Source organism: Pantoea folii (assembly GCF_056678875.1).
Genome location: NZ_JBWXON010000002.1, coordinates 238,430 through 260,448, shown reverse-complemented (window position 1 = coordinate 260,448; position 22,019 = coordinate 238,430). Strand labels below are relative to the sequence as shown.

Annotated in this window: 17 protein-coding genes; 13 read left to right on the top strand and 4 right to left on the bottom strand. The window is 53.1% G+C overall.

What is annotated here, in order from left to right:
• Positions 1-17 precede the first annotated feature (17 nt).
• From AC1MDE_RS04690 to AC1MDE_RS04675, 4 genes are read left to right on the top strand one after another with little or no spacing between them, the layout of a single operon-like run.
• Positions 18-1,295, top strand: coding sequence for an ABC transporter substrate-binding protein (locus AC1MDE_RS04690; RefSeq protein ID WP_034823562.1), 1,278 nt, complete (start codon positions 18-20; stop codon positions 1,293-1,295).
• Between the two features lie 10 nt (positions 1,296-1,305).
• On the top strand, positions 1,306-2,217 hold the full coding sequence (locus tag AC1MDE_RS04685) for a carbohydrate ABC transporter permease (RefSeq protein WP_058960560.1): 912 nt from the start codon (positions 1,306-1,308) through the stop codon (positions 2,215-2,217).
• On the top strand, positions 2,214-3,032 hold the full coding sequence (locus tag AC1MDE_RS04680; protein ID WP_058960559.1) for a carbohydrate ABC transporter permease: 819 nt from the start codon (positions 2,214-2,216) through the stop codon (positions 3,030-3,032). The genes AC1MDE_RS04685 and AC1MDE_RS04680 overlap by 4 nt, the downstream gene beginning before the upstream one ends.
• Positions 3,033-3,044: 12 nt before the next feature.
• Entirely contained in the window at positions 3,045-3,956 is a 912-nt protein-coding gene (locus AC1MDE_RS04675) for a metallophosphoesterase (RefSeq protein WP_480344341.1), read from the top strand.
• Positions 3,957-3,991: 35 nt separating this feature from the next.
• Here AC1MDE_RS04675 and AC1MDE_RS04670 read toward each other — a convergent pair whose 3' ends face one another.
• A complete protein-coding gene (locus AC1MDE_RS04670; protein ID WP_058960568.1) occupies positions 3,992-4,738 on the bottom strand; it encodes an HPP family protein in 747 nt (248 codons plus the stop codon).
• A 190-nt stretch (positions 4,739-4,928) separates the two neighbouring features.
• On the opposite strand from AC1MDE_RS04670, the gene rluF reads away from it, so the two are divergent.
• Positions 4,929-5,810 (top strand): 23S rRNA pseudouridine(2604) synthase RluF, encoded by an 882-nt coding sequence (gene rluF / locus AC1MDE_RS04665; RefSeq protein WP_034823556.1) that lies wholly within the window; start codon positions 4,929-4,931, stop codon positions 5,808-5,810.
• 110 nt (positions 5,811-5,920) lie between these two features.
• Positions 5,921-6,070: a hypothetical protein gene (locus AC1MDE_RS04660; RefSeq protein WP_167347113.1), complete on the top strand. Its 150-nt coding sequence runs from the start codon at positions 5,921-5,923 to the stop codon at positions 6,068-6,070.
• Between the two features lie 47 nt (positions 6,071-6,117).
• On the opposite strand, the gene AC1MDE_RS04655 is transcribed toward AC1MDE_RS04660, so the two are convergent.
• A complete protein-coding gene (locus AC1MDE_RS04655) occupies positions 6,118-7,155 on the bottom strand; it encodes an NADP-dependent oxidoreductase (RefSeq protein ID WP_480344340.1) in 1,038 nt (345 codons plus the stop codon).
• A 153-nt stretch (positions 7,156-7,308) separates the two neighbouring features.
• Between AC1MDE_RS04655 and AC1MDE_RS04650 the strand changes: the two genes are divergently transcribed.
• The 6 genes from AC1MDE_RS04650 (at position 7,309) to AC1MDE_RS04625 (ending at position 15,220) form a co-directional block, all read left to right on the top strand.
• Entirely contained in the window at positions 7,309-7,548 is a 240-nt protein-coding gene (locus AC1MDE_RS04650; RefSeq protein WP_234473204.1) for a helix-turn-helix domain-containing protein, read from the top strand.
• Positions 7,541-8,773 (top strand): type II toxin-antitoxin system HipA family toxin, encoded by a 1,233-nt coding sequence (locus AC1MDE_RS04645; protein ID WP_058960555.1) that lies wholly within the window; start codon positions 7,541-7,543, stop codon positions 8,771-8,773. Before AC1MDE_RS04650 ends, AC1MDE_RS04645 begins: the two co-directional genes overlap by 8 nt.
• A gap of 197 nt (positions 8,774-8,970) precedes the next feature.
• Complete coding sequence (locus tag AC1MDE_RS04640) at positions 8,971-10,326, top strand: MFS transporter (RefSeq protein ID WP_058960554.1); 1,356 nt, start codon at positions 8,971-8,973, stop codon at positions 10,324-10,326.
• On the top strand, positions 10,304-11,647 hold the full coding sequence (locus AC1MDE_RS04635) for an enolase C-terminal domain-like protein (RefSeq protein WP_480344339.1): 1,344 nt from the start codon (positions 10,304-10,306) through the stop codon (positions 11,645-11,647). The genes AC1MDE_RS04640 and AC1MDE_RS04635 overlap by 23 nt, the downstream gene beginning before the upstream one ends.
• A gap of 9 nt (positions 11,648-11,656) precedes the next feature.
• Positions 11,657-12,772, top strand: coding sequence for a lactonase family protein (locus AC1MDE_RS04630; RefSeq protein WP_480344338.1), 1,116 nt, complete (start codon positions 11,657-11,659; stop codon positions 12,770-12,772).
• A gap of 348 nt (positions 12,773-13,120) precedes the next feature.
• Positions 13,121-15,220, top strand: a complete 2,100-nt coding sequence (locus AC1MDE_RS04625; RefSeq protein ID WP_480344337.1) for an FUSC family protein — start codon at positions 13,121-13,123, stop codon at positions 15,218-15,220.
• On the opposite strand, the gene AC1MDE_RS04620 is transcribed toward AC1MDE_RS04625, so the two are convergent.
• Positions 15,217-19,806: an ATP-dependent helicase gene (locus AC1MDE_RS04620; RefSeq protein ID WP_480344336.1), complete on the bottom strand. Its 4,590-nt coding sequence runs from the start codon at positions 19,804-19,806 to the stop codon at positions 15,217-15,219. The genes AC1MDE_RS04625 and AC1MDE_RS04620 overlap by 4 nt on opposite strands.
• Before the next feature lie 113 nt (positions 19,807-19,919).
• On the opposite strand from AC1MDE_RS04620, the gene AC1MDE_RS04615 reads away from it, so the two are divergent.
• Entirely contained in the window at positions 19,920-20,471 is a 552-nt protein-coding gene (locus AC1MDE_RS04615) for a YbhB/YbcL family Raf kinase inhibitor-like protein (RefSeq protein WP_479400898.1), read from the top strand.
• A gap of 36 nt (positions 20,472-20,507) precedes the next feature.
• Here the strand turns inward: AC1MDE_RS04615 and AC1MDE_RS04610 are convergent, their stop codons facing one another.
• Entirely contained in the window at positions 20,508-21,938 is a 1,431-nt protein-coding gene (locus tag AC1MDE_RS04610; RefSeq protein ID WP_479414543.1) for a purine-cytosine permease family protein, read from the bottom strand.
• Positions 21,939-22,019 lie beyond the last annotated feature (81 nt).

The following is a 22,019-nucleotide window of genomic DNA, read 5'->3' as shown; positions in this document are numbered from 1 at the left end:
TCGCCCAAGGGATAATCATGTCTGCGATTCGTTACTCACGCCTGGCCTCTGCTTTACTGCTCTGTACTACGGTTTCCGCTTTTGCCGCCGATCCGGTTAAATTGCAGATGTACTATCCGATCGCGGTCGGTGGCAAAGTCAGCCACACCGTTGACGCGCTGGTGGCTGATTTCGAAAAAGTGCATCCGGAAGTGAGCATTCAGCCGGTTTACACCGGTGACTATGCGACAACCGTCACCAAAGCGCTGACCGCGTTTCGGGGTGGCAATGCTCCGCAGCTGGCGGTCATTGGTGACATTGAGGCTTATTCCCTGATTGATGCGGGCGCGATTGTCGCCGCCAGCGATCTGGCGACCGGTGATGAAGGTAAAAAATGGATCGATGGATTCTATCCAGCGTTCCTGCGTCACATTGATGGCAAAGTGTGGGGCGTGCCATTCCAGCGTTCTACCGTGGTGATGTACTGGAATAAACAGGCCTTCGAGAAAGCTGGCTTGAATGGCGACACACCGCCGGCCAACTGGCAGCAGGTGGTGGAATTCAGTAAAAAACTGACCATCAAAGATGCTAACGGCGTGAGCCAGTGGGGCATCGAAATTCCGTCCACGCCAAACGGTTACTGGAACTTCCAGGGACTCTCTGCCACCAATGGCGGTCGTCTGGATAACGGAAAAGGCACGGCCGTACATTTCAACACCCCTGGTAACGTTGAAACACTGCAATGGCTGACCGACCTCGGGCAAAAAGAAGAAGTGTCACCGAAAGGCGCCATCGCCTGGGGTACCACACCACAGGACTTTATCAGCGGTAAAACCGCCATGATGGTCACCACCACCGGTAACCTGACCAACGTGCGCGATAACGCCAAATTCCCGTTTGGTGTGGCGATGCTGCCAGAGAAAACACAGCGTGGCAGCCCAACCGGCGGCGGTAACCTTTACGTCTTTAAGAATGCCTCACCCGAGCAGCAAAAAGCCGCGATGGAGTTTATCCGCTGGGTGACTTCACCGGAGCAAGCTGCGCGCTGGAGTATCGCGACAGGCTATGTGGCGACATCTCCAGCGGCATGGGACACCACGGTGATGAAAGACTACGTGAAAGAGGTCCCTCAGGCGCTGGTCGCGCGTGAGCAGTTGAAGTATGCGCAGCCAGAACTCTCGACCTACAACAGCGTACAGATTCAGGATGCGTTGAACCATGCTGTCGAAGCGGCGGTGACCCAGGCAAAAACCCCGGCAGAAGCGCTTGAAGGTGCGCAGAAGCAAGCGGATCGCCTGTTGAAGTCCTACCAGTAATGGAAGCGCGATGAGCACGATAAATGCCAGTACGGCGCAGCGTCGTCCCGCATTCTGGTCGACGCAGCTTTATGGTTACCTGCTGATTTTGCCAGCACTGAGTTTTTTGCTGCTGTTTACGCATTATCCCGCGGTGGCGACGATCTGGGAGAGTCTGTTCAGCGCTTCCCGTAATAATCATCCGGCCCACTTCGTTGGGCTGGATAATTACATGGCCTTGCTGGATGACGATATCTTCATCCAGTCGCTCTGGAACAACTTGTTGTATGCACTGATCACCATTCCGCTGGCCGTCGCGCTGGCGTTAATGATGGCGCTGGCTGTGAATCGACGATTGGCGGCAAATTCGCTGGTCCGCGCGGCGTTTTTTATTCCATCATTGCTCCCAATGATTGCCATCGCCAACCTATGGCTGTTTTTCTACACTCCGCAGCTGGGGCTGTTGAATAAGTTGCTGGCGCTGTTCTCACTGCCTGCCGTGAACTGGCTCGGTGAGCCGGGCACGTCCCTTTATTGTCTGATGGCGGTTTCTGTCTGGCGTGAAGCGGGCTTCTTTATGATCTTCTATCTTGCTGCCTTACAGCAGATCGATCCCCGCCTCAATGAAGCGGCAGCGATTGAAGGGGCTTCACGCGGTTACTTTTTCCGTCGCGTGCAATGGCCGCTGTTGATGCCAACGACGCTATTTGTGTTGATCAATGCTTCGATGAACGCCTTCCGCATTGTCGATCAGGTGATTGCCATGACCAACGGGGGCCCCAACAACAGCAGTAGTCTGCTGCTGTTCTATATCTATCGCACCGCATTCAGTTTCTGGGATATGCCTGCTGCCGCGGCGATGACCGTGGTATTGCTGGTGATCCTCGCGGCGATTGCGCTGATTAAATTTACGCTGCTGGACAAGCGAGCCCATTATCAATGAAGAAGACGAACGCGTTGGGTGGCTGGTGTCTGAACCTCATCATTTGGCTGGCCGCGCTGCTGTGGCTGTTGCCGATTCTGGTCGCCCTGTGGGTAGCAATCCATCCTGCATCGGATCAGGCCAGTTTTTCGCTGTTCTCGCCGCTGACCTTCGATAACTTTATCAAAGCCTGGCATGCCGCGCCGTTTGCCCGCTACTTCCTCAATACCACCTTGCTGGTGCTGATGATTGTGGTGGTGCAGTTAATTTTGGCGACCATGGCGGCCTATGCGCTGGTGCGTTTCAAAATGAAATTCTCAGGGGTTATTTTCGCGCTGATCCTGCTGCAGTTGATGATTAGTCCGGACGTTTTGATTTTGAACAATTACAAAACCATCGGTGCGTTTGGGCTGCGCGATACTTTAACGGGAATAGCATTGCCGTATTTCGCCTCTGCTTTTGCCATTTTCCTGCTGCGTCAGACGTTCAAAAGTATCCCACTGGTGCTGGAAGAGGCGGCGATTGTGGAGGGAGCCAGTCGGTTTTATATCTTGCGCAAAATCTACATTCCATTGGCGAAACCGATCTACATCGCTTTTGCCCTGGTCTCGATCAGTTTCCACTGGAATGATTTCCTGTGGCCGCTGGTGATTACCGATTCCGTCAACGTAAGACCGCTCACCGTCGGATTGCAATTGTTCTCGGCGCCAGAGCAGGGCGTACAGTGGGCGCTCATTGGTGCCGCTACCTTGATGACCACCTTGCCGTTGCTGGTGCTGTTCCTGATTTTCCAGCGCCAGTTTATTCAGTCGTTCATGCGTGCTGGTATTCGCTAAGGAGTGTTTTTCGTGACTCATCCGCATCCATTGACATCCTTGCAGCGCGAACTCCTCGGCGATGTGGCCGAGTTTTATGCTTTACCTGATTTACGTCCTGCAATGATGGATAACGTGCTGCGTTTCGGTGTGATTGCTGATCCGCAGTATGCCGATGTCGAAGCTGATATCGCCAATAACCTCTACTACCGTCATGCACTTGATAAGTTACCGCAGGCAATTGAAGCCCTGAATCAGCAGCCATTGGATTTTGTGGTGACGCTGGGCGATTTGGTTGACCGGGACTGGGCAAGCTATGCCGCCATTCTGCCGCTCTATGACCAGTTGGTGCATCCGCATGCGGTAGTGTTGGGGAATCATGATGCGCAAACCCTTGCTCAGCATCTGAATAATCGTGCGGCACTCCCCAAAAGTTATTACTCGTTTCGCTTAGCGGGGTGGCGGTTTATTGTTTATGACGGTAACGATGTCAGTTTGTACTGCAATGCACTGAATGGTGATGACTATTACCAGGCTGAGAACCTGTTAGCGGAATTAAAGGCGCAGCGACAGCCGCAGGCTCAGCCATGGAACGGTGCCGTCGGTCAGCAGCAGCTGAACTGGATTGAACAGCAATTGATTGAAGCTCAGCAACGGGGGGAAAAAGTGGGGGTGTTTGGTCATTACCCGCTGGCGCCTCACACCACGCATATACTGATGAACGCCAGTGTGCTGGTGGATCTCCTTTCTAGTTACAACATACATTTTTGCTTCTCAGGACATGACCACCGCAGCAACGCTGCATACATCGGTCAGACAGGGTTTTATACCATGAAGGGCATGCTCGATGGTCCAAGCGAAATACCCTTTGCGGTGGTCGAAGTGGATGATAATGGTGTAAGGATTCACGGCTTCGGCGGGGAGATAAGCCGAGGTTTGTGTTAATGCGGTCAGCCGACGGGGCTCATATCGCCTGCAATTTAACCGGCGCGCTTCAGGGGCTGTGGCGGTAACTGTTGCCGACGACGCGCAATCTCTTCAGCACGCTGTAACAGCTGCTGCAAATCATCCTCGTCAATATCGAGAAGCTGACCGTTCTCCAGTGCCTGATGCAGATCATCGCGAGTAATTGGCACTTCAAGCGCCACTGAATTCGTTTTAGGTTCGTTAGCAGCCAGCGGATGCGGGTAACGGCGACCCGCAAGATTATTAAAAATGATTGCCAGTACAGCGAGACACACGGAATTTAGCAGCACGGGAGAGAGAATAAACTGATATCCCAATTGCTGAACGCCACTGCCGCCCAGAATCGCTGTCAGCGCCACCGCCCCACTGGGAGGATGCAAGCAGCGCAGCTGAAACATCACGGCAATGGCGAGACAAGCCGCAATGCCGCAAGCGACTGCGGGATAGGGCACATACATCGCGGTTGTCACGCCTATCACGCCTGCGACCAGATTCCCGCCAACAATCGACCAGGGTTGCGCCAACGGACTATTCGGTAAGCCGAAAAGCAGCACTGCAGACGCCCCCATCGGTGCCACAAACCATAAGTTGACCTCACCAAGCAGCCAATGGCTGGTCAGGCTGGTGATCATCAGGCCGAGGCCCGCACCGATGCTGGCCATGACTCTCTGTTTTTTGGCGACCGGTAACGGATGCGGCCAAAGACGGGCAAGGAAAGTCCGCAGCGATGTTATCCAGCTGGCGCGACGCAGGTGTGTCATGAAGGTCATACTCTGTCATAAGAAAACGCGATGGATGGCGATTGTCGCTGATCGATTCCTGAGGAACAACCACAATGTTAGTGTGCTGTTACCAAACGGTGATGAGGTTACAAGCTGGAACAATGATGTTTAACCGTGTCTTACACAACGTCTAAGGTTGTTGTATAGTCCGTTTTTTTTCGGAGGAACCATGCTGCCCAACTCATCCACGCGCCTGAACAAATACATTAGCGAGAGCGGAATCTGCTCACGACGTGATGCCGATCGTTACATAGAGCAAGGCAACGTTTTTATTAACGGCAAGCGCGCGACCGTTGGCGCACAGGTATTTGCCGGGGATGAAGTGAAAGTGAATGGGCAGTTGATCGAGCCGCGTAACGAAGAAGATTTAGTGCTGATTGCGCTCAACAAGCCGGTGGGCATTATTACCACTATGGAAGAGGGTGAACGCGATAACATCGGTGATTTTGTTAACCACAGTAAACGCGTGTTCCCGATCGGCCGTCTGGATAAAGACTCACAGGGTCTGATTTTCCTCACCAACCACGGTGACCTGGTCAATAAGATCCTGCGCGCCGGTAACAACCACGAGAAAGAGTACGTGGTGACCGTAGATAAGCCCATCACCGACGAGTTTATTGCCGGGATGGCGGCGGGTGTGCCGATGCTGGGTACTGTGACCAAAAAATGCAAAGTGAAGAAAGAGTCGACCTTTGTGTTTCGTATCATCCTGGTTCAGGGTCTTAACCGCCAGATTCGCCGAATGACCAAGCATTTTGGCTTCGAAGTCACCAAGCTTGAACGTACGCGTATCATGAATGTCAGTCTGAAAGGCATCCCGCTGGGCGAATGGCGTGATTTTACTGATGACGAATTGATTGAGTTGTTTAACTTGATCGAGGATTCTTCATCCGAAGACAAAAAAACGCAGCAAAGCCAGGCGAAAAAGAAACCGGCAGCAGCGGCGAAAAAAGTCGCATCGAACGGTGCAAAGATTCCAGAGAAAGCTGCGGCCAAACCAGCAGGGCGTCAGCGCTTTGCTCAACCTGGTCGTAAAAAGAAAGGGCGTTAAATTTTCCCTGGATTTGCCATGACTGTTTAAACCCGGAACAAATTTTATAATCCTCTCACTATTTGTTCCGGTTTTTTCCCTTCATACTTTTTTTAACAAAGGAGGGAACAATGAACAACGCAACCTGGTTAGATGAAATGCAGCATTTCTATGCCGCGCAGCCGCGTCCGGCGTGGGTTCCACGCATGTTTTGGCTGACCAAAAACCAGCGTAATAAAATTTTGACGGAACTCTTGCTGCCGCAGGCCAAACAGAGATAACGCTGCTATTTAGCCGGTTATTTAATGTTAAGAATAACCGGCCCTTATCACTCTTCTTCAGCCACTTTGACCACGGTTTTACCAAAGTTATTACCCTTCAACATATCGAAGAACGCCTGTGGTGCATTTTCTAATCCATCGATCATGTGTTCACGATAGTGAATTTTCTGCTGTTCAACCAATGGCGTCATCGCCTGCAGAAATTCCGGATATCGATCACCGTAATCCTGGAAAATAATAAATCCCTGCATACGGATTCGGCGCTTCAATATCCCACTCAGGATTTGTGGCGTACGGTCAGGACCAGCGGATAGGGTTTTGCCACTGTTATAGGTTGAGACCAGTCCACAAACCGGTACGCGAGCGGCGGTGTTCAACAGCGGGAACACGGCATCAAACACTTTGCCACCAACGTTCTCGAAATAGATATCGATCCCGTCCGGGCAGGCGTTCGCCAACTGTTCAGCAAAATCCTCGCGATGGTGATCGAGACAGGCTGAGAACCCGAGTTTTTCAATCGCGTAGCGGCATTTCTCTTCACCACCGGCAACGCCAACCACATGACAGCCTTTGAGCTTACCCAGTTGCCCGACGGTGGCTCCCACCGGGCCCGTCGCGGCGGCGACCACCAGGGTTTCGCCTGCTTTTGGCTGCCCAATGTCCATCAGGCCCATGTAAGCGGTGAAGCCGGGCATCCCCAGAATGCCCAGCGCCCAGGATGGGTGGGGCAGATCGCCGATTTTCGCTACGCCAGTGCCATCCGAGACGGCATAACGTTGCCATCCGCTGCCTGCCAGTACCCAGTCACCGGTTTTATAATCGGGATGCTGCGATTCAACCACCTGTGAAACTGTACCGCCGACCATTGGCTGATCAAGTTGTGCCGGAGGCGCATAGGATTTACTGTCATCCATGCGCCCGCGCATATAAGGATCCAGTGAGAGGTAAACCGTGCGGAGCAGCATTTCACCTGTTTTGATGGAGGGAATAGGTTGTTCAACAAGCCGGAAATTCTCTTTAACCGGTTCGCCATCGGGGCGCGATGCCAATAGCCAGGCTTGATTGCTGTCAGGGGATTGCGTCATGTAAACCTCTTTACTCATTTGAATCAGGCAAGTGTAGTAGAAACCTATTTAAGAGTTTGTCGCAATCTTGAAATGTTGCTATATAATAACAATTAGGTGTTTTTTACATATATGTTGCTATATAACAACATTTGGAGGCGTATGCTGCCAGGCATGCAAGATATTGGCAGAAAGTGCCAGGAAAAACGTAAAGCGAAAAGGTGGACGCAAGCCAAAGCAGCCTTGCATTCGGGTGTTCACCGCACCGTGATCTCGCAGATTGAGAACGGCCTTTATTCTGGGTCACTCAAAGTATTGACGTTGTATCTCAATACGCTCGAACTAAAACTTTCCGTGCAGTCTGCGGGCATACCGCAACTGGATGAACTGGAGGAATTGTTTAACGATGACTGATTTCAACCAATTGGCAAAGCCACTGCGTTACATTGACGTGTTTAGCGGGGGTGAGTACAGCGGAAGATTGTTGCATGAACGGGGGAGTTACAATTTCAGTTATTTCTCTGAAATGGCACGCCCCGTATCGCTTACCATGTTGACGGAAAATCGGATCAGTTATAACGGTAGTCGATTATTTAATATTTTTGAGATGAACATACCTGAAGGCTATGTTCGCTACCACATCGCTGAACGTTTACGCCGTTATGTGGGGAACGTGAGTGATATGCTTTTCCTCGCATTACAGCAGGACACTGGAATAGGCGCATTATCGTATAAAAGTGAGATCGATTTTCCGCGGCCTTCACCGGAAAAACTGGATGATTTGCTTCGCTGGGATCATAAAGAAAGCGCTTTTCAATATTTGCTAAATAAATACCTGCTACAAACCTCCATTTCGGGTGTGCAGCCTAAGGTAATGATCAGCACTGAGAATCGTGGTACCGTGTTGTACCCAAATCTTATAGCGAAAACGGGTGATGAAGAGTACCCACGATTAGCGGAAAATGAATTTATCTGTATGTCCCTGGCGAAGCTTTGTGGCTTGCCAGTTGCCGATTTTTGGCTTTCTGATAATAAAGAACTTTTTATTATGGAACGCTTTGATATTCAGCATAATAGACGTCTGGCAATGGAGGACTTCTGTGTGCTATCAGGGAAAACATCAGACCATAAATACAGTGGTTCTTATGAAACCGGTGGGAAAATTGTGAGTTTATTTACGCGCGATCAGTCCCAGGTTGAGTTGTATTGGCGCTATGTTCTTTTTAGCTGCATGGTAGGCAACGGTGACGCGCATTTGAAGAATTTTTCATTACTGTATGCAAGTGAAAATAATGGATCACCCAAGTTATCCCCACTCTATGACGTGGTCAATACAGACATTTATCCAACTACTGATAAAGAGTTGGCGCTTAAATTAAATAAAAGCAAACTATTCCCCAATCGAGATAATCTGCTGAAGTTTGCGCGTGAGCTTAAAATCATCAAGCCTGCTGATATCATTGAGCAATTCGCAGATATCATAAGTGACCAAATAAATAACAACCCGATTTTCGATGATTTCCCTGCGCTTAAGGAATCAATCGCCCAGTCTCTGACTCGCAGCGTGGCGACTAACAATGTATTTTTAACCACTGACGTCAAACGACCTAAAAAACGAAAAACTGACTCATTGCTCTAATAGCGCTGGGAGGTATCTATCTTCCCAGTGAGCCAGCGCACAAACCCACACAAAACTTTACGCTGGGAAAACCGCTAACGCATTGAACATAAAAGCCCCTTCAACATCTGCACAAACGGTCTCGGGCATTCTCACATAACTGCTCTTTAATCGACTGCGTATACCTATAGCGGTGCAATTAACCCAATAGGTGACGCATGACGGTTCAACAATCTTATGATTTAGCAGCAGATCACGACACGCATATCGCCTCCGCAATCGCTAAGTTTTTCCGTCGCATCATCCCGATGCTGGCGCTGATGCTGATTGTTAACCAGATTGACCGAGCCAACATTGGATTCGTCAAAGCCGAATTACAGACGGATGCGGGGATCAGTGCCGCAGCCTTTGGTCTGGGCGCAGGATTGTTCTTTATTGGTTATGCGCTGTTCGAAGTGCCCAGCAATATGATGCTGAAAAAACTCGGGGCACGCGTGTGGCTGACGCGCATCATGATTACCTGGGGCATCGTGGTGGTGTTAACCGGTTTTGTTAGCACGCCGCTGCATTTCTATGTCCTGCGCTTCTTGTTGGGTGTGGCAGAGGCGGGATTTTTCCCTGGCGTCTTATTCTACTTTCGCCAATGGGTGCCGAACGCATGGCGCGGTCGTGCCACCGCGATGGTGCTGAGTGCCACCGCCAGCGCCTTTCTGTTTTCCGGCCCCTTAACTGGCGCCATTCTGATGCTGCATGAGGTGAACGGGCTAGCCGGGTGGAAATGGGTGATGTTCCTGGAAGGGGGCGGATCGATTGTGATTGGTTTGCTGGCCGCGCTAGTGCTGGTCTCTAAACCGCAGGATGCCAAATGGCTTACCCCAGCAGAACAACGTGCGTTGCAAGCACAGTTAGCGTTAGAGGATGCAGCTCGTGACGTACATGCTAAAGAGCACGGCCGCTGGGGTTTATTGCGCGATCGCAGCTTACTGTTCTATTGTCTGATTTTTTTCACCATGACCATGACCGGTTACACCCTGGTCTTCTGGCTGCCGCAAATCATCCAGCGTATTCAGGGTTACAACAGCTTTGAAATAGGTTTGCTGACCGCCGTTCCGTGGTTATGTGCCATTGTTGCCTTGTTCCTGCTGGGTAAAACCACCGACCGCTACCGCGATAAGCTGGATAAAGGGCTGGGTCTTGCGATGCTGATTGCCGCGTGCGGCACCTTTATGGCCACCACCGGCACACCCTGGTTTGGCTTTGTCGCGATGATCGTCGCTTGCATTGGCTCGAAAGTCAGCGCGGCATTCTTCTGGCCAATGCCGCAAAGCGAATTACCTGCTTCAATCGCCGCGCCTGGTATTGCCCTGATCAACTCCATCGGTAACCTCGGCGGGTTCTTTGCACCCACCGTGTTTGGCTATCTTGAACTTCATACCGGCAGCACCACCGGCGGGCTGTATGCGCTGACCAGCGTGTCGGTTATCACCGGTGTCTGGCTGCTGCTGCGACGCAAACCTGTTCCCCCTGCATTCGGTCACACGGAGAGAAACCATGTCCGACACACCAGTCATTAAATCGATGCGTATCGTTCCGGTTGCCGGATACGACAGCATGCTGCTGAACATCGGCGGGGCGCATAACTGCTATTTCACGCGCATTCTGGTGATCCTTACCGATTCAGCAGGCAACAGCGGCGTGGGGGAAACGCCGTGCCACGCTTCAACGTTGCAACTGCTGGAACATTTTCGCCCGCTGATTATCGGTAGCTCACTGATGCGTGCTAACGCCACGTTGAGCCAACTGTTCGCCAGCGACGCGCGGCAGCAACACACCTTGCACACCAATGACATTCATATTCCGCAAATGAATCCAGAGAAGTTTTACAACGCGGCGGCGGCTATTGAGGCTGCGTTGCTCGATTTGCAGGGTAAATTCCTCGATTTACCGGTAGCGGATCTGCTCGCCAGTGGTAAGCAACGAGAGCGTATTCCGGTGTTGGGCTATCTGTTTTATATCGCCGATCGTCAACGCACGAACATGCACTACCGTTCGGGTGATGACGAAGCGGATGGCTGGTTCCGGTTACGTCATCAACCGGCAATGGACAGTGCAGCAGTGGTACGGCTCGCAGAAGCCGCAGTAGAACAATACGGTTTTCGGGACTTCAAGCTAAAAGGCGGCGTCTTGCATGGCGAGCAGGAAGTCGAAACCGTGGAAGCCTTGCTGTCGCGGTTTCCACAATCTCGCGTCACCGTGGATCCGAATGCCAGTTGGTCGCTGGATGAAGCGATTCGCTTTGGTAAACAGCTGGCAGGTAAGGTGCCATACCTGGAAGATCCTTGTGGCGCAGAGCAGGGATATTCCGGGCGCGAGACCCTGGCCGAATTCCGTCGCGCCACTGGCGTGCCGGTGGCCACTAATATGATCGCCAATGACTGGCGGCAGCTGCAGCACGCTCTGCAGCTCAACGCCATCGACATCCCGCTCGCCGATCCCCATTTCTGGACAATGCGCAACGCCAACGTTGTCGCGCAGCTGTGTAACGAATGGGGCCTTACTACCGGTTGCCACTCCAATAATCACTTTGATGTTTCACTGGCGATGGTGGCCCATCTTGGTGCCGCAGCGCCCGGCGATCGTCAAACCGCCTTCGATACGCACTGGATATGGCAGGATGGCCAGCCACTCAGCCACCAGCCACCGCAAATTCGTGATGGTTATCTGGAGCTGCCGCCGGGGCCAGGTTTGGGCATTGAACTGAATATGGAACGCGTCGAGCAGGCGCATGCGCTCTATAACGCACTGCCCGATAAGAACCGCAACGATGCATTGGGCATGCAGTTTTTGATTGATAACTGGCGTTTTGACGCCAAACGTCCGGCCCTGGTTCGCTGAGGACATTAAATGAAGAAAACCTTTCAGATAGCCACATTACTTACGGCGATGGCGCTCAGCGCACCATTGCTGGCAAAAACTTTTGTCTACGTATCAGAAGCGGATGATGGCACCATCGCCCGCTACACGCTGAACGAACAAACCGGCGTATTGCAGTTGATGGGGCGCACTCAGGCAGGCGGAAAAGTGATGCCGCTGGCGTTGAGTGCTGACCACCAGCATTTATACGCGGCCATTCGCAGTAAACCACTGCAACTGGTGAGCTGGCAGATCGATCGCACGACGGGCGACCTTAATCAGAGGATTGCAGTGCCTGCCACGGCCAGTTATCCTTATATCAGCACCGATAAACAGGGGCGATTCCTGCTGGGCGCCTCCTATGATGGCGATGTGGTGCATGTCTATCGGCTAGCCAAAGATGGCAAGGTGATAGCACCGCCGGTGGGCAGCTACAAGACGGGCCATGCGGCACATTCGGTGATTGTTGATAATGCCGGTGAAACCGCCTACGTCGGCAATCTCGGTACTGACCGCGTATTGCAGTTGAAGCTGAGCGAGGAGGGGGAACTCAGCGCGCTGGGCAACGGTTATGTCAAAACCGCCGACGAAAATGGCCCGCGTCATTCGGTGTTATCACCGGATCAGCGCTATCTGTATAACGTCGGTGAGATGGGCGGCATCATCACCCAGTTCCGTCGCGAGCCGAGTGGCGAACTGGTCAAAGTCAGCGAAACCCCCAACGCCGTAGCCACAGAGTATAAGTTGCAACATGGACGTGAGCGACCGGCAGGTTACAGCGATACCACGCCACGCATCTGGTCAGCCGATATTCATCTGACGCCAAACGGTCATTTCCTGTTTGTGACCGAACGCACCAGCAGCACGGTGAGCGGATACCGCGTTGATCAACACAGTGGCAAACTGACGCTGATAGGTAGTTGGCCGGTAGAAAAGCAGCCGCGCAGTATTGCCATAACACCGGACGGCAAATGGCTGATCGCCAGCGGTGAAAAAAGCGCAGTGACAGGCAGCTACGCCATTGATGCCAAAAGTGGTTCGTTAAAGCGTGTGGGTGAAGCGCCTGCTGGTAAAGATGCGAACTGGGTAACGGTACTAAGTGACTGAGTCCCCCTTGCGATGATCTGGCGCAATGCTCTGCGCCAGATTGCGCGAAATGTTTTTATGGAGCCGTTGTAATCATTGAGGTTGTTTAGAAAAGTGTGATCCAGGACACATTTATACGACTGATGACAGGTTGTGAAGCAATAGGCTTATAAATCAGAGAGATTCTGTAAATAGAAGCTGAATTTGCATCTAGTCCATTAGTAACCCTTAATAATTACCCTGATATTGATTGCCTGCCAATATCACCAATTTTGATGCTGTAACAACCTGACATATTTATCGCCGTGAGTAGATTGAATATTCTGGCAGGATACGCCGCACTTAGTGCCGTCTGGTCTCAATACTGTCATGCAGTGGTTTTCAAAAAACGCCGTTTTTTTTGCTGTAAAAACCTGTCTGGCTGCCATTTTGGCATTGTACTTCTCACTGGAACTCAACCTGGATAAACCCGCCTGGGCCATTACCACGGTTTTCATTGCCTCTCAGCTTTACTCTGCGTCCACCATTTCGAAATCACTGTTTCGCATGCTCGGCACCTTGTTAGGCGGCGTGTTTATCTTCTTTGTTTTTCCCGTCACTGTTGAACACCCCTTACTTTTTAGCTTCATTATCTCACTGTGGGTGAGTGTGTGCCTGTACCTTTCCCTGCACGATCGCACGCCAAAAAGCTATGTATTCATGCTGGCAGGTTACAGCGCTGCCATCATGGGATTTCCTGAGGTGATGACGCCGCTGTCTATCACCAATACCGTGTTATCCCGCATTGAAGAGATCGCTGTTGGCACTGTGTGTAGCAGCCTGGTACATGCGCTATTGTTTCCGGTCTCGATGCGTAGTTTGCTGGAACAGAGTGTCAGCCAGTGGTATTTGAATGCGCGCAAACTTTGCCACGATTTGCTGTCCGGTATTCCGGGGGATAAGTCCCCCGAACGCGATGAAATACTGACGCGTATGGCGACCAATCCGCAGCAAGTGGAAATTTTGATCACGCACTGTGTTTACGAGGGTGATGCCGCGCGCCGTTTGATTCGTCTGGTCAGCGTGCAGTATCAACATCTCTCTTATTTAATCCCCACGCTCACTGCGATTGAACTACGCCTGCAGCGATTATCGGCATTGCAGATTACCTTCCCGGACAACGTCGCGGTAGCATTCCGCCTGTTTTTGCATTGGCTCAACGATGGCGAAGCCGTGGGCGAAACCAGCGGTATCCAGCTGGAATTAAGCCGTTGTCAGAGTGATATCAACCAGGCCTGGCGTAGCGGGGAGCTACCGATTGAACACTGCCTGCTGTTTACCGGTTTGCTGGAGCGCGTGGCGGACTTTGTCCGCATTGCGGGCGCTTATCAAAGCGTCGGCGGGTTGGTCAGCGATCTCTCGGGTGACACCACACCCGCACGCGGCAAACGTACCCATCGTTTCTATGACAAAGGGTTGATCAGGCTGTCGGCCTTAACCGCCTTTTGCGCGATTTTTGGTTCCTGTTTACTGTGGATTGGCACGGGTTGGCACGACGGTGCCTCAGCACCCGTAATGGCTGCCATCCTGAGCTCGCTCTTTGCCAGTATGGATACGCCACTGACCTCAATGAAATTGTTTGTGCGCGGTGTAATTGTGGCCATCTTCATCAGCGTGATTTATGTGGCGTTGCTGTTACCGCAGGCCACCTCATTTGAAGCGTTGATTATTTGTCTGGTGCCGGGCTTGCTGATACTCGGCCTGATGATTGCACGCCCCTCAACCAATATGATTGGCATCAGCGTGGCTATCCAGATTCCCGGCTTTATTGGTTTAGGCCATCATCTTAAGCCCGATCTGGTGTTGTTGATTAACAACGCGATTGCTTCGTTGGCTGGCGTGCTATTTGCCGTCATTATGACTGTATTGATGCGTAATAAACGGCCTTCATGGACGGCGCGTCGTGCGGTTCGTCAGGGGTTACGTGAGCTATTACGCTTTATCAAGGAACTTGAACGTACCGGTTCATCGCTGCTGGGCAGACAGCGTTTCATCAGTTTGATGCTGGATAAGGTCAACGTGGTGTTACCACGTTTACGACTCGATCCACAGCCGGATATGTCGACCGCCGGGATGTTGTTAACGGAGGTGTGGCTGGGCGTTAACAGCTTTGATTACTACGCGCGACACAAAGATCTGCTGGCAAAACATCAGCTGGACAGTGGACAGATGTTTCACGAGCTTGCCTTGTTTCTGAAACGGCGTCTGAAATCGCTGCAAACACGACCACACCAGGATTTGCTGGACGAACTCGACTGGCTGTTGCTGCTGCTGGAGCGGCTGGCAAAGCAGGATGACGGGTTACTCACACCGCTGTTTCATCTGTTTAGCATTCGTCTTTACCTGTTTCCTGAGCAAGCGTGGCCCATTGCCACGCCGCGCCAGTTGGAAAGAATGCAACTGCAGGATTATCGTCAGCGCGCTTATTAACCGTACCAACTGTAACCTTTGGGGACACGTGAGAAACCCGCCTCTTTCAACGCTGCGAGCAGGTTGGATTGTCCGACGGGTCGATCGTTAACCCGTTCCAGCGTGAAATTAAGATGCTTTTCGCGGCTTAACGCCTGGCCCAGCGCAACCAGTGCGGCATGAAGATCTTCGTCGCCATCCTGCGCATCAAAGGTCATCAGCTCTTTACCTCCAGGGGGAAGGTAAAGCAGGACACGACCACTGGCGATGACCGTAAAAGCACCCGCACGGCGCGTGGGTTTGGCTCCTGTGAGGCTGAGCGGCCATGGTAGTGTTAAACCGAAGGGGTTCGCGGGGTCAACTGCGGATAATACGACAGGGGGATGTCGCACTGACTTGCCAGCGTCGAGTTGACGCAGACGATCGATAGCAGGGTTATCGGCAAACTGTGCCGCGCCCATGCCTGCAATAAAACGCCCACGCAACAGTCGCCCGGCATCTTCCATCCCGCGCAACACCGGTTGCAGCGCCGGAAAGCCGCCGGGAATCTGTTCGGCGATTGCGGCACCACGCGTGATGACACCAAATCGATCCAGCATATTTTCTGCCAGTGCCAGCGCACGTTCGGTGTCAGCAATCGGCTGGCGGGGGATCAACGACCAGCGACCAGCCATAGCGTGAAGTGAGAGTCGTGATTCGACCGGGCGACTGGCGCTAAAACTGGATCGACTGTGCCGTCCGTGACGTGCACGAACAAGGCGCGGTTTGGGCGTGCTGGCAATCTGGCTGAGATTACGCAGTGCCGACCAGGTATCGATAGTGAGGACGCCGCGCCAGATAAGTTGCCAAAGAGCCTGATACACGTCTGTCGACTCAATCAGTTCATCGCTATCCTCAGTATCAGTGATGCGCGGCATCAGTTGTCTGACGAACCAACCCGCGCCATCCTGCATCAGCGTCACTAACTTATTTTCAATAGGTGACAATGTCACTGAATGGTCCGGGGCAGGCAAGGTTTCGCTGGCGAATTCACTTAAATGCAGGGAAACCAGACCGTCTTGCACATTTGATGAAATATGACCGACCCAAATGACCTCTCCCGATGAGAGCAATTCATCCAGCATGGCTGGCTGATAATCCCGAATGCGTGCAGGGAAGATTTGCGATTCCCACAGTGATACCGGCAGCACCACGCCTGCCAGTTGTTCAACGACTCTCATTACGCCATTCAGACCGGAGAAAGCGCCTTGTGGCTGTCGCGCGTTTGCATCACTCAACAGCCCCTGACGCTCAAGCAGAAACGTCACATAGGCGGCCGGTGCAACGGGTTGAGTGGCGTCGCGCGCGGACTGTAACGATCGCACACGTAAGCGGCGAAAGACGCTTTCTGCTGCCCACTGCGTGGACTCATCAGATCCTGAAGCGAGAAAATCGCCTTTAAGTAATTTATTTTGCTGGCGAAGCTGATCCAAAGCTTCATCCACAACGGCGCGACCGAGGCCAAAGCGTTGAGCCACCTGCAAACTGGTAAACACGGCGTGGGTGCGGGCGTAGCGCCCTAATAGATCCTGCAATGGTCGGACGACCGGTTCGAGCAGTGCAGCCGGGAGGCCTGTCGGCAACACGCAACCCAGCGCATCGTGCAGACGTACCGCATCTTCAGCCACTGCCCAGCGTGCGATACCCGCGATTTTCACACTGACGATCCGCTGCGCCTGTTGCAGCGCGTGTAAGCCGGGCTCAAGGGGCTCATCGCCATTGAAGCGTGCAACAAGTTCTTCGGTTGATAACGGACCCAGTTCGCGCAGCATATCCACCAGAGCCTCAATAGTGCGCGCCTGATACTCTGCCACGCAGCGCTGTAACTCCTGTTCAACCCGTGCAATCACGGCGGGTTCCAGTAACTCACGCATCTCCGCCTGACCCAGGAGATCACTCAGCAGATTGCTGTCGAGCGCCAGCATTGAAGCGCGTCGTTCAGCCTGCGGTGCATCACTGGCATACATGAACTCGGCGACGTAGCCAAACAGCAGCGGTGCGGCAAACGGCGAGGGCGTTTCGGTGGTGACTTCTGTCAACCGCACATCACCCTGATGTAACCGCGCCATCAGGTGATGCAGCGCGGGTAGGTCGTATACATCCTGCAAACATTCGCGTGCCGTCTCAATCAGGATCGGGAAGTCTGTAAACTGACGCGCCACTTCCAGCAACTGGCTCGCGCGTAAACGTTGTTGCCAGAGAGGAGAACGTTTGCCGGGATTGCGGCGTGGCAATAGCAGGGCGCGGGCAGCACATTCGCGAAAACGTGCGGCGAACAGCGCAGAATGCCCGACTGATGCCATGACGATACGTTGTAGTTCATCAGGTTCGAATAAAAAGAGCTCGGCACCCGGCACCCGACCGTCACTATCGGGGAAGCGTGCCACGATACCGTCGTCGCTGGCGACCACAGCCGGATCGATCCCCATGATGCGGCCAATGCGTTCTGCCACCGCCAGCGCCCAGGGCGCGTGCACGCGTTGACCATAAGGGGAGTGCAGGATCACGCGCCAGTCGCCGGTTTCATCCCGACAACGCTCAATCAACAAGCTGCGGTCGGTAGGCAATTCGCCTGTTGCCTGAATTTGTTCGGCGATAAGGCTGTTAATATTGTGTCGGGCATTGGCGTCAAGACTGTCACCGGGCAGTGACGTTTCACTATGGGCCTGTCGTAAATAACCACCAATCGCTTCACCCAGTGTCGCTGAACGGCCGAGACTGTCGCCGTGCCAGAATGGCAGACGCGCTGAACGGCCCGGCGCAGGCACCACCACAACCTGGTCATGGGTGATTTGCTGAATACGCCATGATGTTGCGCCAAGGGTAATGATGTCGTTAATCCGCGACTCATAAACCATCTCTTCATCCAGTTCCCCGACGCGTCGTGCGCCCGTCTGTTCTTCACCTTCGGGCAGCATAACGCTGAACATCCCGCGATCCGGGATGGTGCCACCGCTGGTGACAGCCAGGTGCTGCGCGCCAGGCCGTCCAGTCAGGGTATTATTCTGTCGGTCCCAAATTAGGCGGGGTCGCAGGTTGGCGAACTCATCGGAAGGATAGCGCCCGGCTAACATGTTTAGCACCGCTTCAAATACGTGACGTGGTAACGTTTTAAACGGTTCTGCACGCCGTACCAGCTCAAACCAGCTGTCGATTTCCAGCGTGTCCATTGAGGCTGCGGCGACCGTGTGCTGAGCCAGCAGGTCCAGCGGATTGTGTGGCAGGGTAATCGCATCGAGTTCACCCGCCAACATCGACTCAACAATGACAGCCGCATCCACCAAATCGCGTCGGGTGCGCGGCCAGATGATGCCTTTTGGCGTACCGCCGACCTGATGACCCGCGCGCCCGACGCGCTGGAGTGCACTGGCAACCGAAGGGGGCGCACCCACCTGAATCACCAGATCGATATCGCCCATATCAATACCCAGCTCCAGACTTGATGTGGCGACCACGCAACGCAGCTCGCCCGCTTTTAGCGCGTTTTCAATTTCAAGCCGTTGTTCTTTAGAAACAGAACCGTGGTGGGATCGGGCCAATAAGTCATTCGGTGTGACGGTGCGTTTCTCTGTACCGCCGGTAAAGGAACCATAGGCAAAGGATTCTTCTGGCGCAGTGGGCTTTTCTCCGAGGCGACGCGTGTAGAGCTCATTCAGCCTCGCGGTAAGTTTTTCAGCCAACCCACGGGAATTGGTGAACACCAAAGTGGCGCGATGGCGTAATACCTCATCCAGAATCCCGGCTTCAATGTGTGGCCAGATGGATCCCGCGGACAGTGTGGCATCCTGCACTGAACGGCTATCGGGGCGCTGCTGAATATCCGTCATATCTTCAACAGGCACGCGGATGGTGAGCTGCAATGGACGCTGTGCGGCCGGATTCACGATCAGCGTTTCGCGACTCCCCCCTAGAAACTGTGCTACGGCCTCAGGCGGTTTTACCGTGGCGGAGAGGCCGATACGCTGCGCAGGGTGCGTTAGCAGCGTATCCAGCCGTTCAAGGCTGAGCGCCAGATGCGCGCCGCGTTTGCTGCCCGCGATGGCATGTACTTCATCAACAATCACCGTAGAGATGCCACGCAGTGTGTCGCGGGCTTTTGATGTCAGCATCAGAAATAAAGATTCGGGCGTGGTGATCAAAATATCCGGTGGGCGACGCTGTAATTTTGCCCGCTCGCTGCTGAGCGTATCGCCCGATCGCATGCCCACCTCCAGGGTGATCTCGGCTTCACCGCGTTTGCGCCGCTCTTCAGCCACCCCCGCTAAAGGCCGTTGCAGATTGCGCTGAACATCCGCCGCCAGCGCTTTCACCGGAGAGAGGTAAAGAATGCGTGTTCTGTGACTTCGTTCGGGGAGATCTTCGGCGCTGCGTTCACGAAACAGGGCATCAATCGCATAGAGAAATGCCGCCAGCGTTTTACCAGAGCCAGTAGGTGCAATCACCAGACAGTTTTTGCCGCTCGAAATGGCTCGCCAGGCTTCCTGTTGTGCGGGCGTCGCCGCTTTAAAGGTGTCGCGAAACCATTGCTGCGTGGCGGCGGTAAACAACGCGAGTGAAGAGGCTGGCATCCGATGCTCCTGGGGTTTCAAAGAGGACTTTCAGCAGTGTAGCCTGCAGCATGATTGTGAGCAGGTTATATACTTGATGTTTTGGCTGATTTTTTCATCAACAGGAGTGAGAAATGATGATGTTCAAACGCGCACTATTATTGGCGTTGCTTCCGGGAACCGTGCTGGCTGCCCCGATATTTACGCTGCAATCATCGGATTTTAACGACAGTGCCATGCTGGATAAAACCTTTGCAGGCAACAACAAAAGTAACCCGTCATGCACCGGCGACAATGTATCTCCCGCTCTAAGCTGGTCAAATGCACCGGCCGGCACCCGTAGCTTTGCGCTGATGCTGACCGATCCCGTAGGAGGAAAAGGCTTAGGCGTGACACATATGGTGGCCTATAACATCGCGGCGGATCGCACGCAGTTTGCGCAGGGCGAATTAAGTAAAGGCGAAGGATACACTGGAGGTAAGAATTCGCCGGGCACCACAAGTTATTACGGTCCATGCCCACCAGTGGGAAGTGGCATACATCATTATAACTTCGTGATGGTGGCAACAGATTTGCCGGTAAATCAATTACCTGGCGGACTAACACATGATGAGTTGATCGCCAAATTGAAAGGCCATACCTTGGGGGCTGCCACCATTGTGGTACGGTTTACCAACGATAAGTAAGTCATACGGCCGCCTGAACTGGCGGCCGTGACAACGTCACTCTACAGGATAGATAGACTCTGCCAACGCGCCCCGACGATCCAGTCGGCGTGCGGCTAACCACAGCAATGCGGTGACAAACCAGCCAATAATCCACGACACATCATTGCCTGCAAATATCCAGGTCAATGAGCCATGGTGCAGCGGATTATCAATAAACGGCAGTTGCACCATCACACCCAGGAAATAGACCACAATCCCTGCCCAGTTCCAGCGCCCATAACGACCATCAGGCTGTGAAAGTGCCGGAATATCCACGCGCCCTTTGGTGATGAGATAAAAATCGGTAAGGCTGATTGCGCTCCACGGAACAAAGAAGGCCAGCAGGAACAACAGGAAATGGGTAAACGACTTGAGGAAGGCCGGTTCACTGATCAGGGCGATGATGCAGGCGATCGTGACCATCAACACCACAAACAGAACCCGACCGCCACGGCTGAGGGACGTTTGCTGCCGGAAGCCTGACACGATGGTGGTGAGTGACATAAAGCTGCCGTAAGCATTCAGAGTAGTGAAGGTAATCTTGCCAAAACAGATAGCAAAGTAGATCACCATTGCCATGGTCGCGCTACTGCCCAGACCCACGATATATCCCACTTCATTACCGGAAAACGCTTTTCCGGCAATCGCCGCCACAATCACGCCCAACGTCATTGAGGCTTGGGTGCCTAAAACGGTGCCGAAAAACACCGAACTGAACAGCTTTTTCGCCGAGACGTTAGCCGGCAGGTAGCGTGAGTAATCAGACACATACGGGCAAAAGGCTATCTGCCAGGAGGATGAGAGTGAAACGGCCAGCAGGAAGTTGGCAATCGTGAAGTGCTGATTTTGCCACACGGCCGACAAATTATGCGTGGAAAGCAGGGTGATGAACAGATAAGCGAAGGCCAGCACACCGATCACACTCGCCACTTTACCCAGCTTGTGAATCACCCGATAACCGAGCACCGCAATCACCACAATGATGGCGCTGAACAGGATCATACCCGTCGCGTTGCTCACATTAATCAGCTTTGCCAGTGCCTGACCGGCCAGCACGGTGCCACTTGCCGAAAATCCAACATACATAATGCATACCAGCAGCAGCGGGATCACCGCACCAAACACGCCAAACTGCATGCGACTGGTGATCATCTGCGGTAAGCCAAGACGTGGGCCCTGAATGGCATGCAACGACATGATGGCGGCACCAATAATCTGGCCCACTAACAGGCCCACAAGCGACCACACCACATCGCCGCCCAGCACCACGGCGAGCGCACCGGTGACAATGGCGGTGATTTGCAGATTACCGCCGAACCAGAGTGTGAACTGGCTAAAAGGGTGGCCATGGCGTTCGCGGAGCGGAATGTAATCGATGGAGCGGGTTTCAGACAGGCGCTGGTTTTCTCTGCCTGAATAATCGGCTGCAGGTGATTCGGCTGACATAGTTTCCTCGCTGAAACAATGAACGCAGTGCGTTATGTTATTTTTGTTTATCAGTTGTGTTTGCAATAGGCGATACATGTA

Excerpts from the sequence above, each read along its gene's own strand:
- AC1MDE_RS04690 (WP_034823562.1), top strand. The coding sequence starts at position 18 with ATGTCTGCGATTCGTTACTCACGCCTGGCCTCTGCTTTACTGCTCTGT.
- AC1MDE_RS04685 (WP_058960560.1), top strand. The coding sequence starts at position 1,306 with ATGAGCACGATAAATGCCAGTACGGCGCAGCGTCGTCCCGCATTCTGG.
- AC1MDE_RS04680 (WP_058960559.1), top strand. The coding sequence starts at position 2,214 with ATGAAGAAGACGAACGCGTTGGGTGGCTGGTGTCTGAACCTCATCATT.
- AC1MDE_RS04670 (WP_058960568.1), bottom strand. The coding sequence starts at position 4,738 with ATGACACACCTGCGTCGCGCCAGCTGGATAACATCGCTGCGGACTTTC.
- rluF (WP_034823556.1), top strand. The coding sequence starts at position 4,929 with ATGCTGCCCAACTCATCCACGCGCCTGAACAAATACATTAGCGAGAGC.
- AC1MDE_RS04660 (WP_167347113.1), top strand. The coding sequence starts at position 5,921 with ATGAACAACGCAACCTGGTTAGATGAAATGCAGCATTTCTATGCCGCG.
- AC1MDE_RS04655 (WP_480344340.1), bottom strand. The coding sequence starts at position 7,155 with ATGACGCAATCCCCTGACAGCAATCAAGCCTGGCTATTGGCATCGCGC.
- AC1MDE_RS04650 (WP_234473204.1), top strand. The coding sequence starts at position 7,309 with ATGCAAGATATTGGCAGAAAGTGCCAGGAAAAACGTAAAGCGAAAAGG.
- AC1MDE_RS04645 (WP_058960555.1), top strand. The coding sequence starts at position 7,541 with ATGACTGATTTCAACCAATTGGCAAAGCCACTGCGTTACATTGACGTG.
- AC1MDE_RS04640 (WP_058960554.1), top strand. The coding sequence starts at position 8,971 with ATGACGGTTCAACAATCTTATGATTTAGCAGCAGATCACGACACGCAT.
- AC1MDE_RS04635 (WP_480344339.1), top strand. The coding sequence starts at position 10,304 with ATGTCCGACACACCAGTCATTAAATCGATGCGTATCGTTCCGGTTGCC.
- AC1MDE_RS04630 (WP_480344338.1), top strand. The coding sequence starts at position 11,657 with ATGAAGAAAACCTTTCAGATAGCCACATTACTTACGGCGATGGCGCTC.
- AC1MDE_RS04625 (WP_480344337.1), top strand. The coding sequence starts at position 13,121 with ATGCAGTGGTTTTCAAAAAACGCCGTTTTTTTTGCTGTAAAAACCTGT.
- AC1MDE_RS04620 (WP_480344336.1), bottom strand. The coding sequence starts at position 19,806 with ATGCCAGCCTCTTCACTCGCGTTGTTTACCGCCGCCACGCAGCAATGG.
- AC1MDE_RS04615 (WP_479400898.1), top strand. The coding sequence starts at position 19,920 with ATGATGATGTTCAAACGCGCACTATTATTGGCGTTGCTTCCGGGAACC.
- AC1MDE_RS04610 (WP_479414543.1), bottom strand. The coding sequence starts at position 21,938 with ATGTCAGCCGAATCACCTGCAGCCGATTATTCAGGCAGAGAAAACCAG.